General features: G+C 69.7%; 23 protein-coding genes and 1 other RNA gene. 13 read left to right on the top strand and 11 right to left on the bottom strand.

Features of this window, described 5'->3' with window-relative positions; translation table 11 throughout:
• Positions 1-309 precede the first annotated feature (309 nt).
• Together ACIBU0_RS43735 and ACIBU0_RS43730 are read right to left on the bottom strand one after the other, a co-directional pair.
• Positions 310-1,044, bottom strand: coding sequence for a response regulator transcription factor (locus tag ACIBU0_RS43735; RefSeq protein ID WP_398830332.1), 735 nt, complete (start codon positions 1,042-1,044; stop codon positions 310-312).
• A gap of 63 nt (positions 1,045-1,107) precedes the next feature.
• Entirely contained in the window at positions 1,108-1,800 is a 693-nt protein-coding gene (locus ACIBU0_RS43730; RefSeq protein ID WP_398830330.1) for an antibiotic biosynthesis monooxygenase family protein, read from the bottom strand.
• A 239-nt stretch (positions 1,801-2,039) separates the two neighbouring features.
• Here ACIBU0_RS43730 and ACIBU0_RS43725 point away from each other — a divergent pair, with 239 nt between their 5' ends.
• From ACIBU0_RS43725 to ACIBU0_RS43715, 3 genes are read left to right on the top strand one after another with little or no spacing between them, the layout of a single operon-like run.
• Positions 2,040-2,483, top strand: coding sequence for a nuclear transport factor 2 family protein (locus ACIBU0_RS43725; protein ID WP_398830327.1), 444 nt, complete (start codon positions 2,040-2,042; stop codon positions 2,481-2,483).
• Positions 2,480-3,790: a cation:proton antiporter gene (locus tag ACIBU0_RS43720; RefSeq protein ID WP_398830325.1), complete on the top strand. Its 1,311-nt coding sequence runs from the start codon at positions 2,480-2,482 to the stop codon at positions 3,788-3,790. The genes ACIBU0_RS43725 and ACIBU0_RS43720 overlap by 4 nt, the downstream gene beginning before the upstream one ends.
• Before the next feature lie 13 nt (positions 3,791-3,803).
• The gene (locus ACIBU0_RS43715; RefSeq protein WP_398830322.1) at positions 3,804-4,355 is read left to right on the top strand and encodes a flavin reductase family protein; all 552 of its coding nucleotides are present in this window, start codon (positions 3,804-3,806) and stop codon (positions 4,353-4,355) included.
• Positions 4,356-4,374: 19 nt separating this feature from the next.
• On the opposite strand, the gene ACIBU0_RS43710 is transcribed toward ACIBU0_RS43715, so the two are convergent.
• Positions 4,375-4,797 carry a winged helix-turn-helix transcriptional regulator gene (locus ACIBU0_RS43710; RefSeq protein WP_398830320.1) on the bottom strand — a complete coding sequence of 141 codons (423 nt, stop codon included), beginning with the start codon at positions 4,795-4,797 and terminating at the stop codon, positions 4,375-4,377.
• Between the two features lie 189 nt (positions 4,798-4,986).
• Here ACIBU0_RS43710 and ACIBU0_RS43705 point away from each other — a divergent pair, with 189 nt between their 5' ends.
• From ACIBU0_RS43705 to ACIBU0_RS43685, 5 genes are all read left to right on the top strand, one after another.
• Positions 4,987-6,477: an MFS transporter gene (locus tag ACIBU0_RS43705; RefSeq protein ID WP_398830317.1), complete on the top strand. Its 1,491-nt coding sequence runs from the start codon at positions 4,987-4,989 to the stop codon at positions 6,475-6,477.
• Positions 6,478-6,493: 16 nt separating this feature from the next.
• The gene (locus tag ACIBU0_RS43700) at positions 6,494-6,889 is read left to right on the top strand and encodes a pyridoxamine 5'-phosphate oxidase family protein (protein ID WP_398830314.1); all 396 of its coding nucleotides are present in this window, start codon (positions 6,494-6,496) and stop codon (positions 6,887-6,889) included.
• Positions 6,890-7,065: 176 nt separating this feature from the next.
• Entirely contained in the window at positions 7,066-8,538 is a 1,473-nt protein-coding gene (locus ACIBU0_RS43695; protein WP_398830312.1) for an FAD-dependent monooxygenase, read from the top strand.
• An 89-nt stretch (positions 8,539-8,627) separates the two neighbouring features.
• A complete protein-coding gene (locus ACIBU0_RS43690) occupies positions 8,628-10,355 on the top strand; it encodes an NAD(P)/FAD-dependent oxidoreductase (protein ID WP_398830309.1) in 1,728 nt (575 codons plus the stop codon).
• Between the two features lie 216 nt (positions 10,356-10,571).
• Positions 10,572-12,092, top strand: a complete 1,521-nt coding sequence (locus ACIBU0_RS43685; protein WP_398830306.1) for an FAD-binding oxidoreductase — start codon at positions 10,572-10,574, stop codon at positions 12,090-12,092.
• Positions 12,093-12,255: 163 nt separating this feature from the next.
• Here the strand turns inward: ACIBU0_RS43685 and ACIBU0_RS43680 are convergent, their stop codons facing one another.
• Positions 12,256-12,861, bottom strand: coding sequence for a TIGR03086 family metal-binding protein (locus ACIBU0_RS43680; protein WP_398830304.1), 606 nt, complete (start codon positions 12,859-12,861; stop codon positions 12,256-12,258).
• A gap of 64 nt (positions 12,862-12,925) precedes the next feature.
• Here ACIBU0_RS43680 and ACIBU0_RS43675 point away from each other — a divergent pair, with 64 nt between their 5' ends.
• The 3 genes from ACIBU0_RS43675 (at position 12,926) to ACIBU0_RS43665 (ending at position 15,231) form a co-directional block, all read left to right on the top strand.
• Complete coding sequence (locus ACIBU0_RS43675; protein ID WP_398830301.1) at positions 12,926-13,891, top strand: helix-turn-helix transcriptional regulator; 966 nt, start codon at positions 12,926-12,928, stop codon at positions 13,889-13,891.
• Positions 13,892-13,991: 100 nt separating this feature from the next.
• On the top strand, positions 13,992-14,837 hold the full coding sequence (locus tag ACIBU0_RS43670) for an NAD(P)H-binding protein (protein WP_398830299.1): 846 nt from the start codon (positions 13,992-13,994) through the stop codon (positions 14,835-14,837).
• Between the two features lie 106 nt (positions 14,838-14,943).
• The gene (locus tag ACIBU0_RS43665; protein WP_398830297.1) at positions 14,944-15,231 is read left to right on the top strand and encodes a hypothetical protein; all 288 of its coding nucleotides are present in this window, start codon (positions 14,944-14,946) and stop codon (positions 15,229-15,231) included.
• A gap of 33 nt (positions 15,232-15,264) precedes the next feature.
• On the opposite strand, the gene ACIBU0_RS43660 is transcribed toward ACIBU0_RS43665, so the two are convergent.
• Positions 15,265-16,251 (bottom strand): alpha/beta hydrolase family esterase, encoded by a 987-nt coding sequence (locus ACIBU0_RS43660; protein WP_398830294.1) that lies wholly within the window; start codon positions 16,249-16,251, stop codon positions 15,265-15,267.
• A 204-nt stretch (positions 16,252-16,455) separates the two neighbouring features.
• On the opposite strand from ACIBU0_RS43660, the gene ACIBU0_RS43655 reads away from it, so the two are divergent.
• Positions 16,456-18,213, top strand: coding sequence for a cellulase family glycosylhydrolase (locus tag ACIBU0_RS43655; RefSeq protein WP_398830292.1), 1,758 nt, complete (start codon positions 16,456-16,458; stop codon positions 18,211-18,213).
• Between the two features lie 70 nt (positions 18,214-18,283).
• On the opposite strand, the gene ssrA is transcribed toward ACIBU0_RS43655, so the two are convergent.
• The 5 genes from ssrA to ftsE form a co-directional block, all read right to left on the bottom strand.
• Positions 18,284-18,652, bottom strand: a transfer-messenger RNA (tmRNA) gene (gene ssrA / locus ACIBU0_RS43650).
• A gap of 90 nt (positions 18,653-18,742) precedes the next feature.
• Positions 18,743-19,282: an SsrA-binding protein SmpB gene (gene smpB, locus ACIBU0_RS43645; protein ID WP_398830355.1), complete on the bottom strand. Its 540-nt coding sequence runs from the start codon at positions 19,280-19,282 to the stop codon at positions 18,743-18,745.
• Between the two features lie 81 nt (positions 19,283-19,363).
• Positions 19,364-20,530, bottom strand: a complete 1,167-nt coding sequence (locus tag ACIBU0_RS43640; protein WP_398830290.1) for a S41 family peptidase — start codon at positions 20,528-20,530, stop codon at positions 19,364-19,366.
• 67 nt (positions 20,531-20,597) lie between these two features.
• Entirely contained in the window at positions 20,598-21,515 is a 918-nt protein-coding gene (gene ftsX / locus ACIBU0_RS43635) for a permease-like cell division protein FtsX (RefSeq protein ID WP_398830287.1), read from the bottom strand.
• Positions 21,516-21,553: 38 nt separating this feature from the next.
• A complete protein-coding gene (gene ftsE, locus ACIBU0_RS43630) occupies positions 21,554-22,243 on the bottom strand; it encodes a cell division ATP-binding protein FtsE (protein WP_004000799.1) in 690 nt (229 codons plus the stop codon).
• A 227-nt stretch (positions 22,244-22,470) separates the two neighbouring features.
• On the opposite strand from ftsE, the gene ACIBU0_RS43625 reads away from it, so the two are divergent.
• A complete protein-coding gene (locus ACIBU0_RS43625; RefSeq protein ID WP_398830285.1) occupies positions 22,471-22,662 on the top strand; it encodes a hypothetical protein in 192 nt (63 codons plus the stop codon).
• A gap of 106 nt (positions 22,663-22,768) precedes the next feature.
• Here ACIBU0_RS43625 and ACIBU0_RS43620 read toward each other — a convergent pair whose 3' ends face one another.
• Positions 22,769-23,398, bottom strand: a complete 630-nt coding sequence (locus tag ACIBU0_RS43620; protein WP_398830282.1) for a hypothetical protein — start codon at positions 23,396-23,398, stop codon at positions 22,769-22,771.
• Positions 23,399-23,609: the final 211 nt, after the last annotated feature.

Raw genomic sequence — 23,609 nt, 5'->3', positions numbered from 1 at the left:
CGTGCAGCGCGGCCGCCCCTCTGAACCAACCCAACGCATCCCGCCTCAAGCGGCACTCAGCTGACACGGGTCGTCGCGCGGGCCGGGCATGCGGTGTTACCGCCGCGGAAGCCTCCGTGTCCGGCCTCGCGGCAGCCGGGCTTCGTGCCGTGCGGCCGCCCCTTCGAACCAACCAGACGCATCCCGCCCCGAGCGCCACTCCGCCACCCGGGCCGGGCCCTCGCGCGGGTCGGAAATGAGGTGTTGCCGCCGCAGAGGCCTCGGGACCCGGCCTCGCGGCAGCCGGGTCTCCTGCAGCGCGGCCGCCCCTCAGCCCGCCATCCCGTTGAGGGGCTCGGGGCGGCCGTCCCTCGCGCCGGGCCCCGCACGGCCCGGCGGTGGGGTGGTGCGGGAGGTTTCCTCCAGGCGGTAGCCGACGCCCCGGACCGTGGTGATCCAGCCCTCGCCCAGCTTGGCGCGCAGGGCGCTGACGTGCGTGTCCACCGTGCGGGTGGAGATGGCCCACTCGTCCGCCCAGACCGCCGCGATCAGGTCCCGGCGCGAGACCACCGTCTCGGGTGCCGAGGCCAGCAGCAGCAGGATGTCGAACTCCTTGCGGGTCAGCTCCAGGGACTGCTCCCCGAGCCACGCCTCCCGCGTGCCGGGGTCCAGGCGCAGCGCCCCGCAGGACACTCCGACCGGACCGCCGCCCGTGGCGAAGCGCCGCGTCACCGCGTTCATCCGGGCGACGAGCTCCCGGAACCCGTACGGCTTCACCAGACAGTCGTCCGCACCCGAGCGCAGACTGAGCACCCGATCCAGCTCGGAGTCCCGGCTGGTGAAGGTGATCAGCGGTGTGTTGCCCCGGGCCCGGATCTCGGCGCACACCTGAAGACCGTCGAGGTCCGGCAACTCCAGGTCGAGCAGGACGACTTCGGCCTGCTCCCACGCCTGGAGGCCGGCCCGCCCGGTACGGGCCCGCCGGACCTGATGGCCGTTGCGCACCAGGCGGCACACCAGCGGTTCGGCGGTCCCGTCATCCGGATCGATCACCAGTACGCGCATGTGCACTCCACACCGGGCCGTGCCCCTTCGGCGTCACGCACCTCGGGCCGACGGCCCGGGCCGTCACTCGCCCGCCGACCGGGTGTGCACCACGCGGTAGGTGTTGGAGTCCCGCCAGACGGCCAGCGCGTCCACCCGGGCGTCGATCTTCTGCCGCTCCGCCGACCGCTCGGCGCTCGGCTGCTCGAGGAACGCGTCGTAGGCCTCCTTGCTGTCCCACTGCGAGTAGACGACGACCCACTTGCCCTCGATGCCGCGCCCGCGCAGCCCGCGCAGCACCGTGTGGCTGCGGTACCCCGGGACCTTCTGGAGCCAGTCCTGGGACGCGCCGAGCGCCTCGACCAGGTCGTCCTGGTGCTTCTCGAAGACGCCGTACAGGTCGATGACCGTGTAGTCGTCGCGGTCCGGACCGATCTCGGTCTCCCCGGCGCCCGGCTTCTGCTGGGTGAAGACCACCTCGTTCTGCAGCAGCCGGATCGCCGTGGTGATCTCACCGAACAGCGGCAGCGTGCGGTGCTTGAACTCCTCGCCGGCGTAGCGGGCCTCCAGGTCCTCGGTGGAGCGCCACTGGATGAAGTTGGCGGTGCCGAACTTGGTCTGCCCGCTGTGCACGGTGCTGGACTTCCAGCCCTCGTAGGTCGCGGCGTCGACGATCTCGCGCATCGCGGCGAGCAGGCTGTCCTGCTTCTCCGCGGAGTCGGTCGAGAACAGGTTGAGCACGGTCAGGTTCTTACCATCGGCTGCGATCTTCGGCATTCTCTCTATCTCTTCCGGTCGATCGGTTGATGAGTTGACGAAAGAAGCAGAACTCGAATTGCTTGGTCGGTGCTTCCCGATCAGCATGACAAGCCATCAAGTCCGGTTGAAGACCGTTGTGTTCAGGACTGCGCGCGGATTGTCAGGTCTTTGCTCCCGGCGTCAGATCTTCGGCAGCTACGTCAGGTCTTCGACAAGTGCTCTTGGGCGTCCATTGGCCCGCGCGCGATGCTCGGGTAATGAATTCCGCCACGACAGCAGCCGACATCAGCACCCTGCTGGACCGATATCTCATAGATCTCGACGAAGAGAAACTCGACGACGCGTGGGCGCGCGCGCTGTTCACCGACGACGCCCGCGTCGAGTTCCCGATGGCCCGGCACGAGGGCATCGAGGGCCTCGCCGCCTGGCACCGGCAGGCGCTGGAGGCCTTCGCCCGCACCCAGCACCTCAACTCCCCGGCGGTCGTGGACCTCACCGGCGACGAGCGGGCGGCCCTGCGAGCCAACCTGGTCTCCACCCACGTACACCACCCGGACACTCCCGGCGATCCGCTGTTCGTCGCCGGCACTCTCGTGCACGGCGAGGCCCGGCGCACCGAGCGGGGCTGGCGGCTGTCGGAGCTGTCGTTCCGGCTGGTGTGGTCGACGGGCAGCCCGCCCCGGTCGGGTGACGCTCGATGACCGCGCTCGCGGCCGGGATCAAGGAGCAGCAGATCGCGACGATGCTGCTCGACATCGGCGTGATCCTGCTGGTCGGTGCCGCGCTCGGGGCGCTCGCCCGGAAGCTGGGCCAGCCCAAGGTGATCGGTGAGATCACGGCCGGCATCGTGCTCGGCCCGAGCCTGCTCGGTCTGCTGCCGGGTGATCTGACGGAGCGCCTGTTCCCGGTCGACGTACGCCCGTTGCTGTCGGCGGTCTCCCAGGTCGGCCTGGTCCTGTTCATGTTCGTGGTCGGCTGGGAGTTCGAGCGGCGGCTGATCCGGCCGTACGCACGTCTGGCGGCGGGCGTCTCGCTGTCGTCCATCGTGCTCGCCTTCGGTCTGGGCGTCGCCGCGGCGGTCGTGCTGTATCCGCACCACGACACGGTGGCCGGCCACCACATCTCGTTCACCGCGTTCGCCACCTTCATGGGCACCGCGATGTCCGTGACGGCGTTCCCCGTGCTGGCGCGGATCCTGACCGAGAACCGACTGACGAACACCCGAGTGGGCGCTCTGGCGCTGGCCGGCGCCGCGATCGACGACGTCCTGGCCTGGTGTCTGCTGGCGTATGTGTCGGCGCTGGTCAGCTCGGACGGCAACTACGCCAACCTGGCCCGGATCGGGGCGCTCAGCGTCGGCTATGTGGCGCTGATGTTCCTGGTGGTGCGGCCGCTGGTGTCCCGCCTGGTGTGGCGGTGGGCCGCGATGGAGCGCTGGAACGTGCTGCTCGCGGTGCTGGCCGCGGGCGTGTTCGCCTCGTCGTGGCTGACCTCGTGGATCGGCATCCACCAGATCTTCGGCGCGTTCCTGTTCGGCTTCGTCATGCCGCGCGAACCCCGGCGGGTGCTCGCGGCCCACCTGCGCCGCCCGCTGGACGACGTCAGCGTCGTCCTGCTGCCGGTGTTCTTCATCGTCACCGGCCTCGGTGTCGACCTCGGCGCGCTGACCGGGACCGACTACCTGTCCCTGTTCCTGGTCATCGGCGTGGCCTGCGCGGGCAAGCTGCTGGGCGCGATCGTCCCGGCCCGGCTGTCCGGCCTGTCCTGGCGCGAGGCCAAGGACCTGGGCGTGCTGATGAACACCCGGGGCCTGACCGAACTCATCATCCTCAACGCCGCCGTGAGCCTCGGAGTGCTCGACGGACGGATGTTCACCATGTTGGTGATCATGGCCCTCGTGACGACGGCGATGGCGGCCCCGCTGCTGTCCCGGCGCGAGCACCTCACGGCCGGCGAGACCCAGAAGGTTCGTACGACCGCCGCGGACGCGACCGCGCCGCGCACCTGACGAGGGGGCTCACGTGATACCCGTCCAGCCGTTGTCCCAGCACGGCCGACATCTGCCGCAACCGCCGGTCGACGGCCGCGCGTTGCGCACGGTGTGCGGCAGCTTCGCCACCGGCGTCACCGTCATCACCACCGGCGGACCGGAGGACGGCGCCGCCACCACGGTGAACTCCTTCACCTCCGTCTCGCTGGAGCCGCCGCTGGTGCTGTTCTGCCTGCACCGCCAGTCCAGGCTGCGCCCGGTCCTTCAGCGGTCCCGCGGCTTCGTGGTGAACTTCCTGACCCGCAGTCAGGAAGGGCTCGCCTGGAAGTTCGCGGGCCGCGAGTCGGCGCAGCTGTCGGAGGTCCCGCACCACCGCTCCGCGAACGGACTGCCGGTCCTCACCGAGGCGCTGGCCTTCCTGGAGTGCCGCCTCGCCGAGGAGTACGACGGCGGCGACCACGCGATCGTGGTCGGCGAGGTCACCGCCCTGGGCACGTCCAGCGAGGAGGCCGACCCGCTGGTCTTCTACAAGGGCGCCATGCGCGTCCTCGACACCGATGTTCCGGCGCCCGCCCGTGGTTGAGACCGGCACCGGCCGCAGGTCAGCGCAGCGCCGAGGCAGCCTCGTCGGCCTCGTCGAACTCCCGCCTGGCCCGCTCGACCTTCGTCAGGTTCTCCGCGGACCAGTCGGCGAGGTGGGCGAAGATCGGCGCCAGGCTGCGGCCGAGTTCGCTGATCTCGTACTCGACCCGGGGCGGCACCTCGGGGTGGTACGTGCGCACCACCAGCCCGTCGCGCTCCATCTGGCGCAGCCGCTGGGTGAGCACCTTCGGCGTGATGGTGCGGATATTGCGCTGGAGTTCGACGAAACGCTGCCGGCCGAACTCGTTCAGCGTCCACAGGATCGGCGTCGTCCAGCGGCTGAAGACGATGTCCACCACCGGGGAGACCGGGCACGCCAGCTCCGAGTCGACCTGTCCGCCATGCGTGACGGCGCTACCCATGGCGCCGGTGCTGCTGCCCATTCGGACCCTCCCAGGAAGTCACTTTCCTCTAGGTACCTACTTTACCGAGGATGCTAGCTTCCCGGAAGACGGTGAGCGGCCCCCCGCTCCCGGTCCCGCGCCATGTCCTTCCGTCCGGCTGTCCCGTCCCTGCGGAAGCCGTACATCCCGTCCCTACGGAACCCTTCCGTCACATCCCTTAGGAGCGACATGTCGACCCAAGAGTCGATGCGCCTTCCCCGCCACGCCGCCGAATCGGAGCCGCCGCGCCGCCCGGGACTCATCCTGGCGTTCCTGTGCCTGGCCGGCTTCATGACCTTCCTCGACGTGTCGATCGTCAACGTGGCCCTGCCGACCATCGAGGACGAGCTGAACATCTCCCAGACGTCCCTGCAGTACATCGTCACCACGTACGGCATGCTGCTCGGCGGCTTCCTGCTGCTGACGGGCCGGCTGGCCGACGCCTTCGGACGCCGCCGGATGCTCCAGACCGGCCTGATCCTGTTCGCCCTGGCCTCCCTGCTCGCCGGGTTCGGGCAGAGCGCGGCCATGCTGATCGTGGCGCGCGGGGCCCAGGGCCTCGGGGCCGCGTTCATCGCGACCGCCGCGCTGTCCCTGCTCGCGAACAACTTCGAGGAGGGCGCCGAGCGCAACAAGGCCCTCGGTGCCTGGGGCGCGCTCAGCGGTATCGCCGCCGTCGCGGGTGTCACCCTCGGCGGTCTGCTCACCGACGGCCCGGGCTGGCGCTGGATCTTCTTCATCAACGTGCCGATCGGCCTGGTCCTCGCGCTGATCGCCCCGCGGGTCGTCGCCGAGAGCCGTGCCGCCGAGCGCCGCAGCTCCTTCGACGTCGCCGGTGCCGTGACGCTGACCGCCGGTCTCGTCCTGCTGATCTTCAGCCTCGGCCAGACCGTCGACGACTCCGACGTCCCGATGGCCCGCGTCTACGGCGGCTTCGCCCTCTCCGCGGTCCTGCTCATCACGTTCCTGCTGATCGAGCGCCGCGCCGCGGCACCGCTGATCCCGCTCAGCGTCTTCAAGCGCAAGTCGCTGCGGGCCTCCAACGTCGTCGCCGTCCTGCTGCTCGGCACCTGCGTCACGCTGTTCTTCTTCGCCAGCCTGTTCATGCAGCAGGTCCTCAACTGGTCGGCCCTGAAGACCGGTCTGGCCTACGTCCCCCTCGCGGTCATCGTCGCCGTCGGCGCGGGCGTCGCCTCCCAGCTGGTCACCAAGGTCGCCGCCAAGCCGGTGCTGATGGTCGGCCTCACCCTGACCAGCGTGGGCATGTTCCTGCTGTGGCGGGCCCCCTCCGACGCCTCCTACCTGGTGGACCTGCTGCCCGCGTTCCTGATCTCCGGCCTCGGCCTCGGTCTGTCCTTCGTGCCGGTGCAGGTCGCCGCGTTCACCGGCACCGACGAGGACGAGTCCGGCCTGTCCGCCGGTCTCATCAACACCGCGCAGGAGGTCGGCGGCGCCCTGGGCCTCGCCGTGGCCGCCACCTACGCCTTCCGCCAGGTCGAGGAGCTGACCAAGTGGGCGGACGGGGTCCCCGCGCGGGTGACCGAGGCGCGCACCGAGGTCTTCCACGACGCGTTCCTCGCGGGCGCCTGCTTCGCCGCGGCGGGCCTGCTGCTCACGCTGATCCTGCTGCCCTTCACCAGGGCATCGGACCAGCCGGCCGCCGCTCCCGCCCACGCCTGAGATCGGAAGACCCACCATGCCGACGTCACCGCATCTGTCCGCCGCGGCCGAGGACTTCCTCGCCGAGAACCAGCTGTGCACCTTCACCACCCTCCGCCCCGACGGCTCACCCCATGTGACGCCCGTGCGCTTCACCTGGGACGGCGAGGCGGGTCTGGCGCGGGTCATGACCGCGGTGACCCGGCGCAAGGCCAGGAACGTGCTGGCCACGCCCGGCGGCCGGGCCTCCCTCTGCCAGACGGTGGGCGGCCGCTGGCTCACCCTGGAGGGCACCGCCACCGTCCATGAGGACCCGTTAAGGGTCCAGGAGGGCGTACGGCGGTACGCCAAGCGGTACTGGTCGCCGCCGCCGGAGCCGCCGGGCCTGTGCGTGATCGAGATCCAGGTCGACAAGGTGATGGGCCTGCTCTGAGCCGGCCCCGAGCGGACCGAGGGTGCCGGGAGAACTTCCGGCACCCTCGGCGTATTTCCACCGTCTGACGCTGCTGCAGAACCTCTGACGAAACTTGTCAGAGACCTGTACTTGCATCCGTTCAGCTTCCCCCACTCCCCCGGAATACTGGTGAAAAATCCACTGGGAGAGGAAACATGGACCGTTTTCATGCCGACGTGATTGTCGCCGGGGCCGGCCCTTCCGGACTGATGCTCGCCGGTGAACTCCGCCTGGCCGGGCTGTCGGTGGTCGTGCTCGACCGCCTGACCGAGCCCATGCAGCAGTCCCGGGCGCTCGGCTTTTCCGCCCGGACGATCGAGGAGTTCGGCCAGCGCGGACTTCTCGACAAATTCGGTGAACTCGAGACGATACCCTTCGGGCATTTCGGCGGACTGCCCATCGACTATCGCATCATTGAGGGCGGCAATTTCGGCGTCCGAGGTGTTCCGCAGTCGCGGACCGAGGCCATTCTGCACGCGTGGGCGACCGGCCTCGGCGCCGAGATCCGCCGCGGGCACGAGGTCGTCGGCATGACCCAGGACGACGCGGGCGTCACGGTGGAGGTCTCCTCCTCCACCGGCGTCGAGACGCTGCGCGCCCCCTATCTGGTCGGCTGTGACGGCGCCCGCTCCACCGTGCGCCGCCTGGCCGGCGTCGACTTCCCCGGCACCAGCGCCACCATCGAGATGCTGATGGCCGACGTCGCCACCAACGAGCTGCGCATCCGCCCGACCGGCGAGGTCGGCGAGTCCGGCATGGTCGTGGTGCTCCCGCTCGGCCCGCAGGCCACCCGCGTCGTCGTCTTCGAACGCGGCGCCGGCGTGCGCCCGACCCAGGAGCCGCCCACCTTCCCCGAGGTCGCCGCCGCCTTCCAGCGCGTCACCGGCGAGGACATCTCCGGCCACCGCCCGCTGTGGACCAGCTACTTCACCGACGCCAGCCGCCAGGCCGCCGAGTACCGCAAGGGCCGGGTCTTCCTCGCGGGCGACGCCGCCCACATCCATCTGCCCATCGGTGCCCAGGGCATCAGCGCCGGCGTCGGCGACGTGGTCAACCTCGGCTGGAAGCTGGCCGCCGAGCTCAAGGGCTACGCACCCGAGGGGCTGCTGGACACCTACCAGACCGAGCGCCACCCGGTCGGCGCCCGCATCGTCGCCAACACCCTCGTGCAGCGCTCCCTGTACCTCGGCGGTCCCGAGATGCAGCCGCTGCGCGAGCTCTTCGGCGAACTGGTCGGCATCGAGGAGGTCCGCCGTCACCTGGTCGGCCTGGTCACCGGCCTGGACATCACCTACGACATGGGCGAGGGCGGCCACCCGCTGCTCGGCCGCCGGCTGCCGGACCAGGAGCTGCTGGTCGGGGACGAGAAGACGAGCACATACGAACTGCTCACGCGCGGGCGTCCGTTGCTGCTGAACCTGCGAGGCGGCGAGGCCCTGACCGAGGCCGCCGCCGGCTGGTCCGACCGTGTCGACGTCGTCGCCGCGTCCCGTCCCGACCCGGCCGCACCCTCCGCCGACCTGCTGGTCCGCCCCGACGGCTACATCGCCTGGGTCGGCATCGACGGCACCACCGACGGCCTCTCAAAGGCGCTTGAGCGCTGGTTCGGCGCCCCCGTGGGCAGCTGAGCACCTGGCCGCAGTTCCCCGCGCCCCTTGGGGGCGCTTCGGCGCCGATGTGACGCGCCGACCGTTCGTCTCAGAAGAGGAGTTCCGAGTTGACCGGCAAGGCCGAGACAGAGATGGCCCCCAAGGCCGACACACAGAAGAAGGCGCCGAAACCCGGCGAGTGGACCGAGTGCGACGTCGTCATCCTGGGTGCCGGGATCGGCGGCTCGATCACCGGCGCGATCCTGGCCCGGCAGGGCGCGAAGGTGGTGCTCGTCGACGCCGGCCAGCACCCGCGGTTCGCGGTCGGTGAGTCGCAGAACCCGCAGCTCGTGGAGTGGCTGCACATCCTCGCCGTGCGCTACGACGTCCCCGAGATCAAGCACCTGCTCGACATCAAGGCCGTCACCAAGCACATCGGCGCCCACCACGGCAGGAAGCAGAGCTTCGGTTTCGTGCGGCACGTCCCGGACCGGGAACCGGACCCGCGCGAGGCGACGATGTTCGTCATCCCGAAGATGCTGACCGAGGCGTCGCACATGTTCCGCCAGGACACCGACACCTACTACTTCAACGTGGCCGCCAAGTACGGCTGCACCCTGCGCCAGAACTGGCGCGCCACCGACCTCGACTTCGACGACGACGGCGTCACCGTCACCGGGCAGAACGGCGAGGTCTTCCGCGCGAAGTACCTCATCGACGCCAGCGGTTTCCGCTCGCCGCTCGCCCAGAAGTTCGACCTGCGGGAGAAGCCCTCGCGGATCCGGCACCACGCCCGCTCGATGTTCACGCACTACGTCGGCATCAAGCCGTACGACGACGTGTGCAACTACCCCGAGGCGCTGCGGCCCCCGGAGGAGTCCCCGTTCCACGGCGGCACCCTGCACCACCTGATCGAGCGCGGCTGGTTCTGGATCATCCCGTTCGACAACTACAAGGACTCCCGCAACCCCGTCTGCAGCGTCGGCCTCACCTTCGACGAGCGGCTGTACCCGCAGCCCAAGGACATGACCCCGGACGAGGAGTTCAACCACTACCTCGACATGTACCCGGCGGTGAAGCGCCAGTTCGAGGGCGCGCGGCGGGTGCGCGAGTGGGTGTCGACGCCGGACCGGATCCAGTACTCGTCCAAGCAGACCGTGGGCGACCGCTGGTGCCTGATGTCGCACGCGGCCGGCTTCGTCGACCCGCTGTACTCGCGCGGCCTGTCCAACACCTTCGAGGTCGTGGACGCCCTGTGCTACCGCGTCCTGGAGGCGCTGCGCGACGACGACTTCTCCGCAAAGCGCTTCGAGTACGTCGAGCGCCTGGAGCAGGGGCTGCTCACCTACAACGACATGATCGTCGACAGCTCCTACATCGCGTTCTCCCACTTCCGGCTCTGGAACGCGGTGTTCCGGGTCTGGGCCTGCTTCACCACGCCGGCCACCATGCGGCAGATCCAGGCCCGCCAGGAGTTCACGCTGGACGGCGACGACCGCCACTTCCGGGAGATGGAGAACGCGCCCTACCCGGGCCTGTGGTGGCCGGACAGCCACGCCTTCAAGCACCTGCTCGACGTCACGCACGAGACCTGTGTGCGCTACGAGCAGGGCGAGATCGACGGCGACAAGGCAGCCGACATCGTCTTCCAGGCCATCAACGACTGCGAGTCGGTCAACACGCCGTTCGGCTGGAAGGACGGCGAGGACCACCGCTTCTTCCGGGCCACCACCCCCACGATGATCAAGTTCATGTGGTGGGCGAGCACCAACGGCCCCAAGGAGATGCGCGACCTGGGCCGCTCGATGCTCAAGGGCGTCGTCAAGTCCGCCGCACGCGGCAAGAAGGTCTCCTGACGCACGCTCCGCTGGTAGTGCCGCGCCTGTGTCGTTCTTCGTCTGCGGCGCCGTCGTGGCCTGTCGCGCAGTTCCCCGCGCCCCTTCAGGGGCGCTGCCGCACCCCTTCGACCGGTCTGCACAGGGCGTGGTGCTACCCCCACGCCCAGGCCCTGTGCGGGCCCACTCCCCGATCTTCCGTCCACCACACCCGTACACCGACCTCTGGGACACCGTGTGATCAGTCGTAGAACCCTGCTCGGCGCCGGCACCGCCGCCGCCGGTCTCGCCCTCGTACCCGCAGCTCCCGTCGCCGCCGAAGGCTCGGGGACGCCGTGGAGCCAGCTCGCGTCCAAGCTCTCGGGCAAGCTGGTGCTGCCCACCGACCCGTACTACACCGTCGCCCGCCAGGTGGAGCTGGGCCAGTTCGACTCCGTCAACCCGCAGGCGGTCGCCTACTGCACGAGCGCGGCGGACGTGTCGACCTGCGTGCGGTTCGCCCAGGACTACGGCGTCCGTACGGCGGTCCGCAGCGGCGGCCACAACTACGGCGGCTGGTCCACCACCCCGGGCATGATCATCGACGTCTCCCGGCTGAACGCCGTGACCGTGCGGAGCGCCTCGTCGGTGGAGATCGGCCCGGGCGCGCAGAACGTCAACATCCTCAACGCGCTGGCCCCGCACCACCTCGTGGTCAGCGAGGGCGGCTGCCCGACCGTGTGTGCCGGCGGCTTCCTCCAGGGCGGCGGCTTCGGCTTCCTGACCCGGCCGACGGGCATGGCCTGCGACGCGGTGACCTCCGCCCAGGTGGTCCTCGCCGACGGCCGCGTGGTGACCGCGTCGGCACAGCAGAACACGGACCTGTTCTGGGCGATCCGCGGCGGCGGTGGCGGCAACTTCGGCATCGTCACGAAGTTCACGGTCACCCCGCACAGCGGCGACCAGATGGCCATCAGCAACCTGATCTTCCCCTACGACCGCATGGCCGACGTCCTCGACGGCGTGGCCCGGTGGCTGGTGGACGCCCCGCACACGATCGGCGGCGGCGCCTACGTCGTCCAGCCCGACGCCGCGCCCGGCTCGGTGCCGCAGGCCAACGTCTTCCTCGCCTCCCGCGGCACCCCCACCGAGCTCGCCGGTGAGGCGGCCCGGCTGCTCGCGCTGACCGGCGCGCCCCTGCAGCGCCAGGACGGCGTCATGACGTACCAGCAGCTCATGATGATGATCTTCGGCTGCGCCACGCTCACCGAGGCCCAGTGCCAGCGCTCCGAGAAGACCCCCGAGGGCACGCTGTCCCGTCCGGCCTACGGCCTGGAGCGCACCCGCATGGGCAGCGAGCCCTACTCGGCGAGCGGCTGGGCGGACGTGATGACTGCGTTCGACGCCAACCGCAGGGCGGGCCAGGCGCGTTACCTGGACTTCCACTTCTTCGGCGGCGCCGCCAACGACATCTCGCGCACCGCGACGGCGTACGTCCACCGCGACTCGCTGTTCTCCGTCAACTACCGGGTCCTGATCAACGACCCGGCCCAGGTGACCGACGAGGCGAAGGCGGTGGCGAACGCCTGGGTCGACAACGGCTTCGCGACGATCGACCCGCTGTCGAACGGCGAGACCTACCAGAACTGGATGGACCCGTCCCTGAAGGACTGGAAGACGTCGTACTACGCCGAGAACTACGCGCGGCTGTCCCGCATCAAGGCCAAGTACGACCCGTACCGGTTCTTCTGCTTCCCGCAGTCCATAGGCGCCGCCTGACCGGCATCGTCCGACGATGCCGCACCGACCGCCCGCCTGGCCCCGGGCGCCCCTCCCCCAGGCAGCCCCGGGGACCGGGCGGGCACACACGCGCGAGGCCGCCGGACAACGGGGTCCGGCGGCCTCGCGGGGCGACCGTCCTACGGGGCCGGGGCGTACCGGCTCAGGGAGTACGGCCGTACCAGCCGACCAGGCGGTCGATGGCGGGGGCGTCCTCCGGGACGTCCACGACGGGGCCGAACGGCACTTGGCCGCCGCGCGGTTCGCGGGGCACGGCACGGTGCATCGCGGCCAGGGGTGCGGCCAGGACGGCGTCGTCCCACTCGGGGCTCTGGCCGGTCGCCTTGGCCAGGTCCCAGGTGTGCAGCACGAACTCATTGGTGTAGATGACCGCGGCGACGGCGCCGGGCACGGGCCCCCAGGGCAGGCCGATCTCCCGGCCCAGGACCGCGGGGTCCGTCCAGACGGAGCGCAGTTCCTTCGTCCCGGCGGCCCAGGCCTCGGCCCAGGCGCCGTCGGCGACGTCCTCGGCGAAGTGCGGAACGCTGAAGAACTGTCCGCCGGCGCCGATCACGGCGACCCTGCGGAGCACGGAGACAAGGTGATTGGACAGTTGGCGCACCGAGTAGTCCGGACACGGCGTGGTGCTGTCGTACTGCTCGGGCCGCACCGTGGCGAGCACGTCACCGGCCAGGTCGACGGCCTTCAGCAGTCCACCCACGGGACCGGCGAGGGCGGGCGCCTCAGAAGAGTTCATCGGGTTCGTCATGCCGTCGAGTCTCCCGGCCAAACAGGCCATCCTCCGGCCACTTTCCACGAAAGGCTGATCATTGATGCGAGCTGACCGGTTGGTGGCGGCTCTGCTCTTCCTCCAGGCGCGCGGCCGGGTGACCGCCGCGGAGCTCGCCGCGGAGCTGGAGATCTCCGAACGCACCGCACGACGCGACCTGGAGGCCCTGATCGCCTCCGGTGTGCCCGTCTACGCGCAGCGCGGCCGGGGCGGCGGATGGCGGCTGGTCGGCGGCGCGCGCACGGACCTGACCGGGCTCACCTCGCCGGAGGTGCAGGCGCTGTTCCTGGCCGCGGGATCGTCGGGGACCTCGCCCGAACTGCGGTCCGCGCTGCGGAAGTTACTGCGCGCCGTACCCGAACCGCTGCGCCCGCACGCCGAGGCGGCGTCCCGGGCGCGGATCGTCGACGAGCTGGACTGGTCGCGCACCGCCGTGACGGCGGGCGGCCCGCACCATACGGCCCTGGAGCGGGCGGTGCTGGACGGCGTACGGGTCCGGCTCGGCTACGCCCGCCCCGGCGACGAACCGCACGAACGCACCGTGGACCCGCTCGGCCTGGTCCTCAAGGCGGGCCACTGGTACCTGGTGGCCGGCACCCCGGACGGGCTGCGCTCCTTCCGGTTGGGCCGCGTGACCTCGGCGGAGCCGACGGACGAGCCGGTCCGCCGTCCCGCCGGCTTCGACCTGGCCGCCGCGTGGCGCTCGCTCGCCACCCGCCTGGAGGACCGCCTGCTCGCCGCGACGGTCACGGCACACGCGGATCAGGACGCCCTGCCCCTGCTCCAGCGGCTGTTCGACGGGCGGCTGAGCATCGGCCGACTGCTGGCGGACGGCAGGCGGGAGGTCGAGGCCGCGGGGCCGTCGGTGGAGGTGCTGGCCGCGCAACTGGCGGGTCTGGGCAGCCGGGTCGAGGTGGTGGGCCCGCCCCGGGCACGCGAACACCTGGCCCGTCTCAGCCGCGAGCTCATGGCGCGCTACGGGGCGCTCCACGAGGCGGCGACGCCATAGTCACTTTCCTCTAGGTACCTACTATACGGAGGATGCTAACGTCGGAGACACAGCCCAACCCGCCCCAACTTGCCCTCTTCTTCACCACTTTGGAGTTCTCATGATCGTTGTCACCGGAGCCTCCGGAAACGTCGGCCGTCCCCTCGTCGAGGCGCTCGCCACAGCAGGCGAGAAGGTCACGGCCGTATCCCGCAATCCCCTCTCCTACGACCTCCCGGAGGGAGCGCGGCATGTCCGCGCCGACCTCGCCGATCCCACCACCCTGGGCCCCGCCCTGGACGGCGCGGACGCCCTGTTCATCCTGCTGGCCGGCGACCTGCTCGGCGGCGGCGCACCCGCCACCGAGGTCCTGGCCGCGGTGCAGGAGGCCGGTGTGCGACGCGTGGTGCTGCTCTCCTCGCAGATCAACGGCACCCGCCCGGACGCCCTCTCGCACGGCCGGCTGCGGGAGTTCGAGGAGGCCGTACGCTCCTCGGGCCTGGACTGGACGATCCTGCGCCCGGGCGGCTTCGCCTCCAACGCCTACGCCTGGATCGAGACCGTCCGCACACAGCGCGCGGTGATCGCCCCGTTCGCCGACGTGGCGCTGCCGGTCGTGGACCCGGCGGACATCTCCGAGGTCGCCGCCGTGGTCCTGCGCGACGAGGGCCACTCCGGGCAGACGTACGAGCTGACCGGCCCGGCCGCCGTGACCCCGCGCGAGCAGGCCGCGGCGCTCTCCGAGGCCCTCGGTGAGCAGGTGGGCTTCGTGGAGTTGACGCGTGAGCAGGCGCGCGAGCACATGGCGCGGTTCATGCCCGAGCCGGTGATCGAGGGCACCCTCGACATCCTCGGCGAGCCCCTCCCCGCCGAGCAGCGGGTCAGCCCCGACGTCGAGCGGATCCTCGGCCGCCCGGCCGGCTCCTTCGCCGGGTGGGCGAAGCGCAACGCCCCCGCCTTCAAGTAACGCTCCCCTCAGCACCGCCCCGGACCCGGAAATCCCCCGTACGGGTCCGGGGCGGCCCCTCTGCACGAGCGACGCGATCTGTACGAGCGACGCAGGGAGACCGCCCATGGAAGCCGCAGCCACCGACGCCGCGACGGCGACCGAGACACTGCTCCGCCTCACCCGTGAGGCACCCCCGGCCGACCCCGAGCAACTGGCGGACTGGCTGGACGCGACCGCGGAGCAGCTCGGCGCGACCCTCACCCACCTGACGGCCCTGTGCGCCACCCTCCGCGACGCGACACCGCTCAGCTTCCACCACCCCCGACTGGCCCACTGCGCCGACCACTTGGCCCAGGCGACGACGACCTGGAACCAGCTCCAGGCGGACCGCACCTGCTCCGGAATCCTCTGACCGGGGACCAGCCCACGCAGGCAGCACCGCGGCTCAGCCCAGCCCCCAGGCCCGCCCCATCCGATACGCCGCGCACAGATTCACGTCGAGCAGATAAGCCCCGGCACTCCCGCACTGCTCGCTCCCGCTCCCCGGATCGACGGGCTGCCCGTGCCCCATCCCGGTCACGCTGTACGTCTCCACGACCGCACGCCCGCCCGCGTCCCGGAACACCTGATGCGGATACCCGGCGACACTGTCGCTCACGTCGGCGACCTGGTCGGTCCCGTGCACATCGGTCCACTGCCGCATCAAGTCCGTCATATTGACGGGCTTCACGGTGTAGTCGGCGGCGCCCTGAAAGACGACGAGCGTCGGCCAGGGCCCGGCGTACCCCGGCCGGGCGGCGCGCACCCGATCCCCCCACTGCTTCGGCGTCTGCGTGGCCCCCACGTACATGCACACATACGGCGACCCGGCGGCCTGCGCACACCCGTACGGCAGCCCGGCGACAATCCCTCCCGCCGCGAACCTCTCCGGATACGCGGCCATCATGACGGCGGCCATCCCGCCCCCCGCGGACAGCCCGGTGACATACACCCGCGACGCGTCCCCGGAGGCATCGGCGAGCTGCCGGTCCACCATCTGCGCGACCGACGCGGCCTCACCCTGACCGCGCGCGATGTCCCCGCCCTGGAACCAGTTGAAGCAGGCCGAAGCATTGTTGGCGGACTGCTGCTGCGGCAGCACGACGGAGACCCCCCAGCGGTCGGCGAGCTGGATCCATCCGCTGCCGGTGCCGTATCCGGAGGCGTTCTGGGTGCACCCGTGCAGCGCGACGACCACGGGCCGACCGGCGGGCAGCCCGTCGGGGACGTACCGGAACATGCGCAGGGCACCGGGGTTGGTCCCGAACCCGGTGACCTCCTGGAGCGAGGCGGCGGCAGCGCTGCCCGGCGTGAGGAACGTGGCGATCAGGGAGGCGACGACAAGCGTCGCCCAGAGAAGCACTCGTCGGCTTGCGGCTCTGGTCTGTGTCATGCGGAGGGACGGTAAAAGCGTTAACGACCCGCCGATATGGAGCGGGACACCACAACCGACGCCCCCGTCATGTGGGACAGGTGGAATCGAAGCGCTTCGATAGTGCTCCACCCCTTGTTTCCTGAGAAACCTGTCATTAGCGTTCGCCAGCGCAGTGAAGCGCTTCGACTCATCGAAGGACCGACCTACAGAGAAAGGTCAAAGATGAAGGGAACGCACCACCTCGCCGGCCGCCGCAGCCGCGGCCCCGGCCGTGTGCTCGGCCTCCTGCTGGCGCTGGTCACCATGATCGGGCTGACCGGCACGGCGGCCTTCGCCGCACCGAGCCACAAGGGCTCACCCCCGATACGGCTGCCCCTGCTCGCCGCGAGCCCGATGGACACGGTGGCCGCGATGCAGCCCAGCTGGAACCTGGGCAACACCCTGGACGCCATCCCCGACGAGACCTCCTGGGGCAACCCGCTGGTCACCAAGTCCCTGTTCGACACCATCAAGGCCCAGGGCTTCCGCAGTGTCCGCATCCCCGTGACGTGGACCGACCACCAGTCCTCCACCGCGCCCTACACGATCGACGCGACGTGGATGAACCGCGTCAAGCAGGTCGTCGACTGGGCTCTGGCCGATGGTCTCTACGTCGTGATCAACATCCACCACGACTCGTGGCAGTGGATCGCGAAGATGCACACCGACCACGACAACGTCCTGGCCCGCTTCAAGGCCTCCTGGACCCAGATCGCCGCCACGTTCAAGGACCACCCGCGGAACCTGCTCTTCGAGAGCAACAACGAGCCGCAGTTCGACAACACCACCGACGCCCAGGGCATCCAGTACAACGACGAACTGAACACCGCGTTCCACACCGTCGTGCGCCAGTCCGGCGGAAACAACGCGACCCGTCTGCTCGTCCTGCCCAGCCTGCACACCAATTCCGGCCAGGTCTTCCTGGACGCGCTGGTCAGCAACATGAAGTCGCTGAACGACCCCAACCTCGTGGCCACCACGCACTACTACAGCTGGTACCCGTTCAGCGTGAACATCGCCGGCGGCACCCAGTTCGACGCCACCGCGCAGAAGGACCTGACCGACAACTTCGCCCGGATCCGCGACACCCTTGTTTCCAAGGGAATCCCCGTCTACCTGGGCGAGTACGGCCTGTTGAGTTACCCCGACCACTTCCAACGCGCGCCGCGTGTCGAACGTGGCGAGGCACTGAAGTACTTCGAGATGGTCGGATACGAGGCCCGCATCTCCGGGGTGACCACGGCCCTGTGGGACGCCTACAACTTCCTGAACCGCTCCACGCTGCAGTGGCGTGACACCGAGCTGATCAACCAGATCAAGTCGAGCTGGACCACCCGCTCCGGCACCGCGTCCTCGGACCGTGTCTTCCTGGCGAAGTCGAGTGCGATCACCGCCAGAACGCTCACCCTGAACCCGAACGGCACCACCTTCCAGGGCGTTTGGCAGGGCAGCACAAAGCTCGTCCGGGGCAAGGACTACACCGTCTCCGGCAACCAGCTCACGCTCACAGCCGGCGCCCTGACCCGGCTCGCCGGCGACCGCGCCTACGGGATCAACGCGACGATCGAGGCCCGTTTCTCCCGGGGCCTGCCCTGGAAGATCCACGTGACCACGTACGACAAGCCGGTGCTCTCCGACGCGACCGGCGACACCAACGGTCTCACCATCCCCACCCAGTACCGCGGTGACCAGCTGGCCACCATGGAGGCCACGTACGCCGACGGCAGCAACGCCGGCCCGACCGACTGGACTCCCTACCAGGAGTTCAACGAGGCCTTCTCGCCCGACTACCCGGGCAACGGTCTCGTCCTCACCTCCAAGTTCGTCGCCTCACTGCGTGACAACACCCAGGCGACGCTCATCTTCCACTTCTGGAGCGGAGCCACCGTGACCTACCGCGTGACGAAGTCCGGAAGCTCGGTGACCGGCACCGTCGGCTGACGCTCCTGGCCCACACGTGACGACAAAGGCCCCGCTGCTCGAAAGCAACGGGGCCTTGCCCACATGGGATGAGTGGAGATGGCGGGAATCGAACCCGCGTCCAACGGTGCAGAATCAGGGCTTCTCCGTGTGCAGTTCGCTGCGATTTTCTCGGCCCCGGCGATCACGCGAACAAGTCGCCGACGGGCCCAGTCACTGTTTGATTTCCCTTTTCACCCCGTGACCGGGATCAAGGTTTAGTTCCCTAGCTGATGCCAGGATCCGGGTCGGGAACAGCCCCGGGCTGACACTTCGCAAGTCGCTACTTAGGCAGCGAGGGCGAAGGAATCGCGCTTGGTGTTGGCGATTATTTTTTGCGACATATGGTTTACGAGATCATTGCCGCTTCCTCGACACGCTTCCCCTGCTTCAACAGCCGCTGTCGAAACCGATCATCCCCATGTTGTTTTTTCAAGGCACATCAGCCAGTGGCTGGTGTTGGTGCCATCGTACGTGACCAACGCACGACGATGCCAGCGCATTCCCGCCGCTAGCCGCGCTGGCGCCTGCGCGCCGCCGCGATCGCCCGGTCCGACTCCCGCCGGTCCTGCTGTTCCCGCAGGGTCTGGCGCTTGTCGTACTCCTTCTTGCCTCGCGCGAGAGCGATCTCGGCCTTCGCACGGCCGTCCTTGAAGTAGATGGCGAGGGGCACGATGGTGTGACCCGTCTCCTGGGACTTGGCCTCCAGCTTGTCGATCTCCTCGCGGTGCAGGAGGAGCTTGCGCTTGCGGCGCGCGGAGTGGTTGGTCCAGCTGCCCTGGTGATACTCGGGGATGTGGGCGTTGTGCAGCCACGCCTCGCCCCGGTCGATCTGGACGAAGCCGTCGGTCAGCGACGTCCGACCCTCGCGCAACGACTTGACCTCGGTGCCCATGAGCACCAGGCCGGCCTCATAGGTGTCGATGATCGCGTAGTCGTGCCGGGCCTTCTTGTTCTGGGCGACGATCTTGCGCTTGCCGCCCTTCTCGCCGTCCCTGGCCTTCGCGGCCGCCCCGCCCTGCTTCGGCTGGGACTCCTTGGGTACGTACATTCCCTTGCTCATAGTGCCGTCCATTTTCGCACCACGGAGGGGGTGCGCGGAAAGCCGATTTACGAGCGGAGCCGAACCGGCCTACGACTCGCCCAGGCCGCTCAGGACCGTCTCGGCCCGCTCCAGGACCTGCTGGTCGGCCTCCAGGTCCGGCGTGATCCCCCTGCCGTCGACCATCCGTCCGGAGGGGGTGCGGTAGTGGCCGACGGTCAGCTCGGCGACGGAGCCGTCGGGGAGGCGGCTCGGCATCTGCACCGAGCCCTTGCCGAAGGTGCGGGTGCCGACGACGACCGCGCGGCCGCGGTCCTGGAGGGCACCGGTGAGCAGCTCGGCCGCGCTCATCGTGCCGCCGTCGACGAGCGCGACCAGGGGTCTGGCGGTGTCGCCGCCGGGCTCGGCGTGCAGGGCGCGCTGCTCGCCGTCGACGTCGTACGTGGCGACGAGACCACCGTCCAGGAAGGCGGAGGCGGCGGTGACGGCCTCGGTGACCAGGCCGCCGGAGTTGCCGCGCAGGTCGAGGACGATGCCGGTGTCGGGCGCGGCCTGCCGTACGGCGGTGCGGACGGTGTCGCCGGAGCCCTTGGTGAAGGAGGAGATCCTGATGACGGTGATGCCGTCGGCGAGCTCTCGAACGGTGACCGAGTCGGTGGACAGACGGGCCCGGCGCAAGGTGAGGTCCCACGCGCGCGTGCCGCGCTCCAGGGCCAGCTTCACCGGCGTACCCGCGGGCGCGTCCGTCGGGTTCCCTCGCAGTAACGAGACGACCTCGGTGACCGGACGCCCGTCGACCTTCTCGCCGTCGACGCTGCGCAGCCGGTCGCCCGCGCGGATCCCGGCGGCCGCGGCGGGCGACCCCGCCCGCACCTTGGTCACTTCGATACGGCCGTCCCGCTCGCGCCGCGCCCACAGCCCGACGCCGGTGTACTCGCCGTCGAGGGCCTCCTCGAACTCCTCGTACTCGCCCTCGGAGTAGACGGCGCCCCACCGGTCCCCGCTGCGGCTGACGGCGCGTTCGGCGGCCTCCACGGGGGACTGACCGGCGGCCATGGCCTCGGCGGCCGCCTCGGCGACGTCCTCGTGGTGCCCGGCGGGGGTGGCGGAGCGGGCCTCACCGGCCGGAGATTTCCGGTCAGGGCCGGGCAGGGCGCCGGTCGCGGCACCGGCGACCAGCACGCTCGCGAAGACCAATGTCAGGGCGGCCCCGCGGCCGAAGCGGCGGGGCTGACAGAACAGGTCACGACCTGACATGCCGGTGAGTCTAGGACAACGCAAGGGGCCGTACGGTCCGTTGCCCGTACGGCCCCCTTGGTGTTGGTCACACCTTCAGATACTTGCGCAGCGCGAAGAACGCTGCCAACGCGGGCATCAGCAGACTCGTCGCCAGGATGAGCGGCAGCTTCGTCAACACGGCGTCCCAGCCGATGAAGTTGATCAGGTTCAGCTTCTGCGACAGGGCCAGGCCGTGGTCGATGATGAAGTACCGGGCGATCACCAGGAAGGCACAGGCGACCGTCCCGCCGATGAGCCCGGCGACCGCGGCCTCCATGATGAACGGCGCCTGGATGTAGAAGCCCGAGGCGCCGACCAGGCGCATGATCCCGGTCTCACGCCGCCGGCTGAACGCCGAGACACGCACGGTGTTGACGATCAGCATCAGCGCGACCACGAGCATCAGCGCCATGATCGCCCGTGCGGCCCAGTTCATGCCGTTGAGCAGCCCGAAGAGGTTGTCCAGGATGCCCTTCTGGTCCTGCACCGACTGCACGCCGTCGCGCCCGTCGAAGGCGGTCGCGATGACCTGGTACTTCTCCGGGTCCTTCAGCTTGATCCGGTACGACTCCTGCATCTGGTCCGGCGTGAGCGAGGCGGCCAGCGGGGAGTCGCCGAACTGCTCCTTGTAGTGCTTGTACGCCTGGTCCTGCGACTCGTACGTCACCTTCTCGACGACCGACATCTTGTCCAGGTCGGCGAGGATCTCCTTCTTCTGGTCGTCGGTGACCGCGCCCTTGGCGCAGTTGGGGTCGGACTCGGCGTCGCTCTTGTTGCAGAGGAAGACCGAGACGTTGACCTTGTCGTACCAGTAGCCCTTCATGGTGTTGACCTGGTCGCTCATCAGGAGCGACCCGCCGAACAGGGCGAGCGACAGGGCGACGGAGACGACGACGGCGAACGTCATCGTCAGATTGCGGCGGAGACCGACACCGATCTCGGACAGAACGAACTGGGCGCGCATGGCGTCTGGTTAAGCCTTTCCGTGGAGCGTGTCGGCGGTCAGTGCTGGTAGCCGTAGACGCCGCGCGCCTGGTCGCGGACGAGGCGGCCCTTCTCCAGCTCGATGACGCGCTTGCGCATCTGGTCCACGATGTTCTGGTCGTGCGTGGCCATGACGACCGTCGTCCCGGTCCGGTTGATCCGGTCGAGCAGCTTCATGATGCCGACGGAGGTCTGCGGGTCGAGGTTGCCGGTGGGCTCGTCGGCGATCAGCAGCTTGGGCCGGTTGACGAAGGCCCGCGCGATGGCGACACGCTGCTGCTCACCGCCGGACAGCTCACCGGGCATCCGGTCCTCTTTCCCGCCCAGCCCGACGAGGTCGAGCACCTGCGGCACGGACTTGCGGATCTCGCCGCGCGACTTGCCGATCACCTCCTGCGCGAAGGCCACGTTCTCCGCGACCGTCTTGTTCGGCAGGAGCCGGAAGTCCTGGAAAACCGTCCCCAGCTGGCGGCGCATCTGGGGCACCTTCCAGTTGGAGAGGCGCGCGAGGTCCTTGCCCAGGACGTGCACCTGACCGTGGCTGCACCGCTCCTCGCGGAGGATCAGCCGCAGGAAGGTGGACTTTCCGGAGCCGGAGGACCCCACGAGGAACACGAACTCGCCCTTCTCCACTTCCAGGGACACATCCCTGAGGGCGGGGCGGGTCTGCTTGGGGTAGACCTTGGAGACATTGTCGAATCGGATCACGGATGCACCACGGGTCGCCGGGGGTAGATGAGCGTGACCATACGCGAACCGGGGCCGGGGGCGCAGTCGCCGGAAGGTGTTGTGCCGGGGTTGTGCATTTTTGTGAAGGACGGTGCCTCTTCATGGGCCGCGCGGCACCACGAGGAACCTGGCACAGTAGGTAAGGGAACGTCTGCCGACCTTCGGGCGTTCTCCCAGTGGAACGCAAGGGCTAGGAGGGCGAGCGCATGACGTACGACCGGCTGGTGTGCGCGAACTGTGCGGCGCCCGTGAGTGAGGGCCGCTGCCCCGTGTGCAGGGCGAACCGCGAGCGGCTGCAGCAGGAGAACCCGTTCGCGTCCCTGAACCCGATGGCGCTGATCGCCCTGCTGGCGATCCTCATCGCGGCGGTGGCCCTGCTGGCCCACCAGACGGCATAGGCCGGCGCGAACGCCGTAGGCATGGGCGAGGGGCCCGGAGCGGAATACGCTCCGGGCCCCTCGGCCGTTTCATCGTTCGTCACACGGCGTGACCGAACGGCTGCCGTCAGGCAGCCGCACCGCCGCGGCCGCCCACGAGGCGCGGCAGGATGCGGAAGCCGATACCGCCGGCGATCATCGTGGCGGCGCCGACCAGCAGGAACGTGGTCTGAGCCGCACCGGTCTCGGCGAGCTCGTCACCGCCGCCCTGGGCCGAGGTGCTGGTGCCCGTGCCGGTGCTGTCCGTGTTGGTCTCGGTGAGGGAGGACGAGCCCTCCTCCTGCGGAGAGGTGCCGCCGTTGGGGTCGGTGTTGTTGTTACCGCCGCCGTTGTTGCCGTTCCCGTTCCCGTTCCCGTTGCCGCCGCCGTTACCGTTGCCGTTGCCCGGGTCGGTCGGGTCGACGGTCGGGTCGTCGGTCGGGTCCGTCGGCTCGGTCGGCTCGACCGTCGGGTCCGTCGGGATGGTGGGGTCCTCGGTCGGGATGCCCGGGTCCGTCGGGATGTCGGTCGGGATGCCCGGGTCCGTGGGGATGTCGGTGGGCGGGGCGGTCGGGTCCTCGTCCCCGCACAGGATGCCCAGGATGCAGTCGTCCGCCTCAGCGGCAGAAGCGGCACCCGCAGCGGTCAGCGAGGCACCGGCCGCGATCACGGCGCCGGCTGCGAGCCGCGCGATACGGATCCGCGTCTTCTTCGTCATGTGGTTGCTACCCCCAGTAGCTGAATCGTCAGTGAGGCGGCGCTCGGGGGCCGTGATCGACGGAGGTAGCTGAACTTGAGCCCCCCGGTTCACATGCGCCCCAGAGATACGCATGCCACGCTTTACCCTTCCCATTTTTCAAAGACACGTCAAGGCCGTTTGCGGGCGCCATGTCCGAATACGGGAACTATGCCGGGGGTCGGAGCCTGTG

Origin of the sequence: Streptomyces sp. NPDC049627 (assembly GCF_044465645.1) — a bacterium.
GTDB lineage: Bacteria > Actinomycetota > Actinomycetes > Streptomycetales > Streptomycetaceae > Streptomyces.
Note: the sequence above shows the minus strand (reverse complement) of the source record. Positions and strands in the feature narration are given on the sequence as shown.

Excerpts from the sequence above, each read along its gene's own strand:
- ACIBU0_RS43735 (WP_398830332.1), bottom strand. The coding sequence starts at position 1,044 with ATGCGCGTACTGGTGATCGATCCGGATGACGGGACCGCCGAACCGCTG.
- ACIBU0_RS43625 (WP_398830285.1), top strand. The coding sequence starts at position 22,471 with ATGACGTACGACCGGCTGGTGTGCGCGAACTGTGCGGCGCCCGTGAGT.
- ACIBU0_RS43675 (WP_398830301.1), top strand. The coding sequence starts at position 12,926 with ATGCGAGCTGACCGGTTGGTGGCGGCTCTGCTCTTCCTCCAGGCGCGC.
- ACIBU0_RS43730 (WP_398830330.1), bottom strand. The coding sequence starts at position 1,800 with ATGCCGAAGATCGCAGCCGATGGTAAGAACCTGACCGTGCTCAACCTG.
- ACIBU0_RS43620 (WP_398830282.1), bottom strand. The coding sequence starts at position 23,398 with ATGACGAAGAAGACGCGGATCCGTATCGCGCGGCTCGCAGCCGGCGCC.
- ftsX (WP_398830287.1), bottom strand. The coding sequence starts at position 21,515 with ATGCGCGCCCAGTTCGTTCTGTCCGAGATCGGTGTCGGTCTCCGCCGC.
- ACIBU0_RS43670 (WP_398830299.1), top strand. The coding sequence starts at position 13,992 with ATGATCGTTGTCACCGGAGCCTCCGGAAACGTCGGCCGTCCCCTCGTC.
- ACIBU0_RS43695 (WP_398830312.1), top strand. The coding sequence starts at position 7,066 with ATGGACCGTTTTCATGCCGACGTGATTGTCGCCGGGGCCGGCCCTTCC.
- ACIBU0_RS43660 (WP_398830294.1), bottom strand. The coding sequence starts at position 16,251 with ATGACACAGACCAGAGCCGCAAGCCGACGAGTGCTTCTCTGGGCGACG.
- smpB (WP_398830355.1), bottom strand. The coding sequence starts at position 19,282 with ATGTACGTACCCAAGGAGTCCCAGCCGAAGCAGGGCGGGGCGGCCGCG.
- ACIBU0_RS43680 (WP_398830304.1), bottom strand. The coding sequence starts at position 12,861 with ATGACGAACCCGATGAACTCTTCTGAGGCGCCCGCCCTCGCCGGTCCC.
- ACIBU0_RS43710 (WP_398830320.1), bottom strand. The coding sequence starts at position 4,797 with ATGGGCAGCAGCACCGGCGCCATGGGTAGCGCCGTCACGCATGGCGGA.
- ACIBU0_RS43665 (WP_398830297.1), top strand. The coding sequence starts at position 14,944 with ATGGAAGCCGCAGCCACCGACGCCGCGACGGCGACCGAGACACTGCTC.
- ACIBU0_RS43725 (WP_398830327.1), top strand. The coding sequence starts at position 2,040 with ATGAATTCCGCCACGACAGCAGCCGACATCAGCACCCTGCTGGACCGA.
- ACIBU0_RS43640 (WP_398830290.1), bottom strand. The coding sequence starts at position 20,530 with ATGTCAGGTCGTGACCTGTTCTGTCAGCCCCGCCGCTTCGGCCGCGGG.
- ACIBU0_RS43700 (WP_398830314.1), top strand. The coding sequence starts at position 6,494 with ATGCCGACGTCACCGCATCTGTCCGCCGCGGCCGAGGACTTCCTCGCC.
- ACIBU0_RS43720 (WP_398830325.1), top strand. The coding sequence starts at position 2,480 with ATGACCGCGCTCGCGGCCGGGATCAAGGAGCAGCAGATCGCGACGATG.
- ACIBU0_RS43705 (WP_398830317.1), top strand. The coding sequence starts at position 4,987 with ATGTCGACCCAAGAGTCGATGCGCCTTCCCCGCCACGCCGCCGAATCG.
- ACIBU0_RS43655 (WP_398830292.1), top strand. The coding sequence starts at position 16,456 with ATGAAGGGAACGCACCACCTCGCCGGCCGCCGCAGCCGCGGCCCCGGC.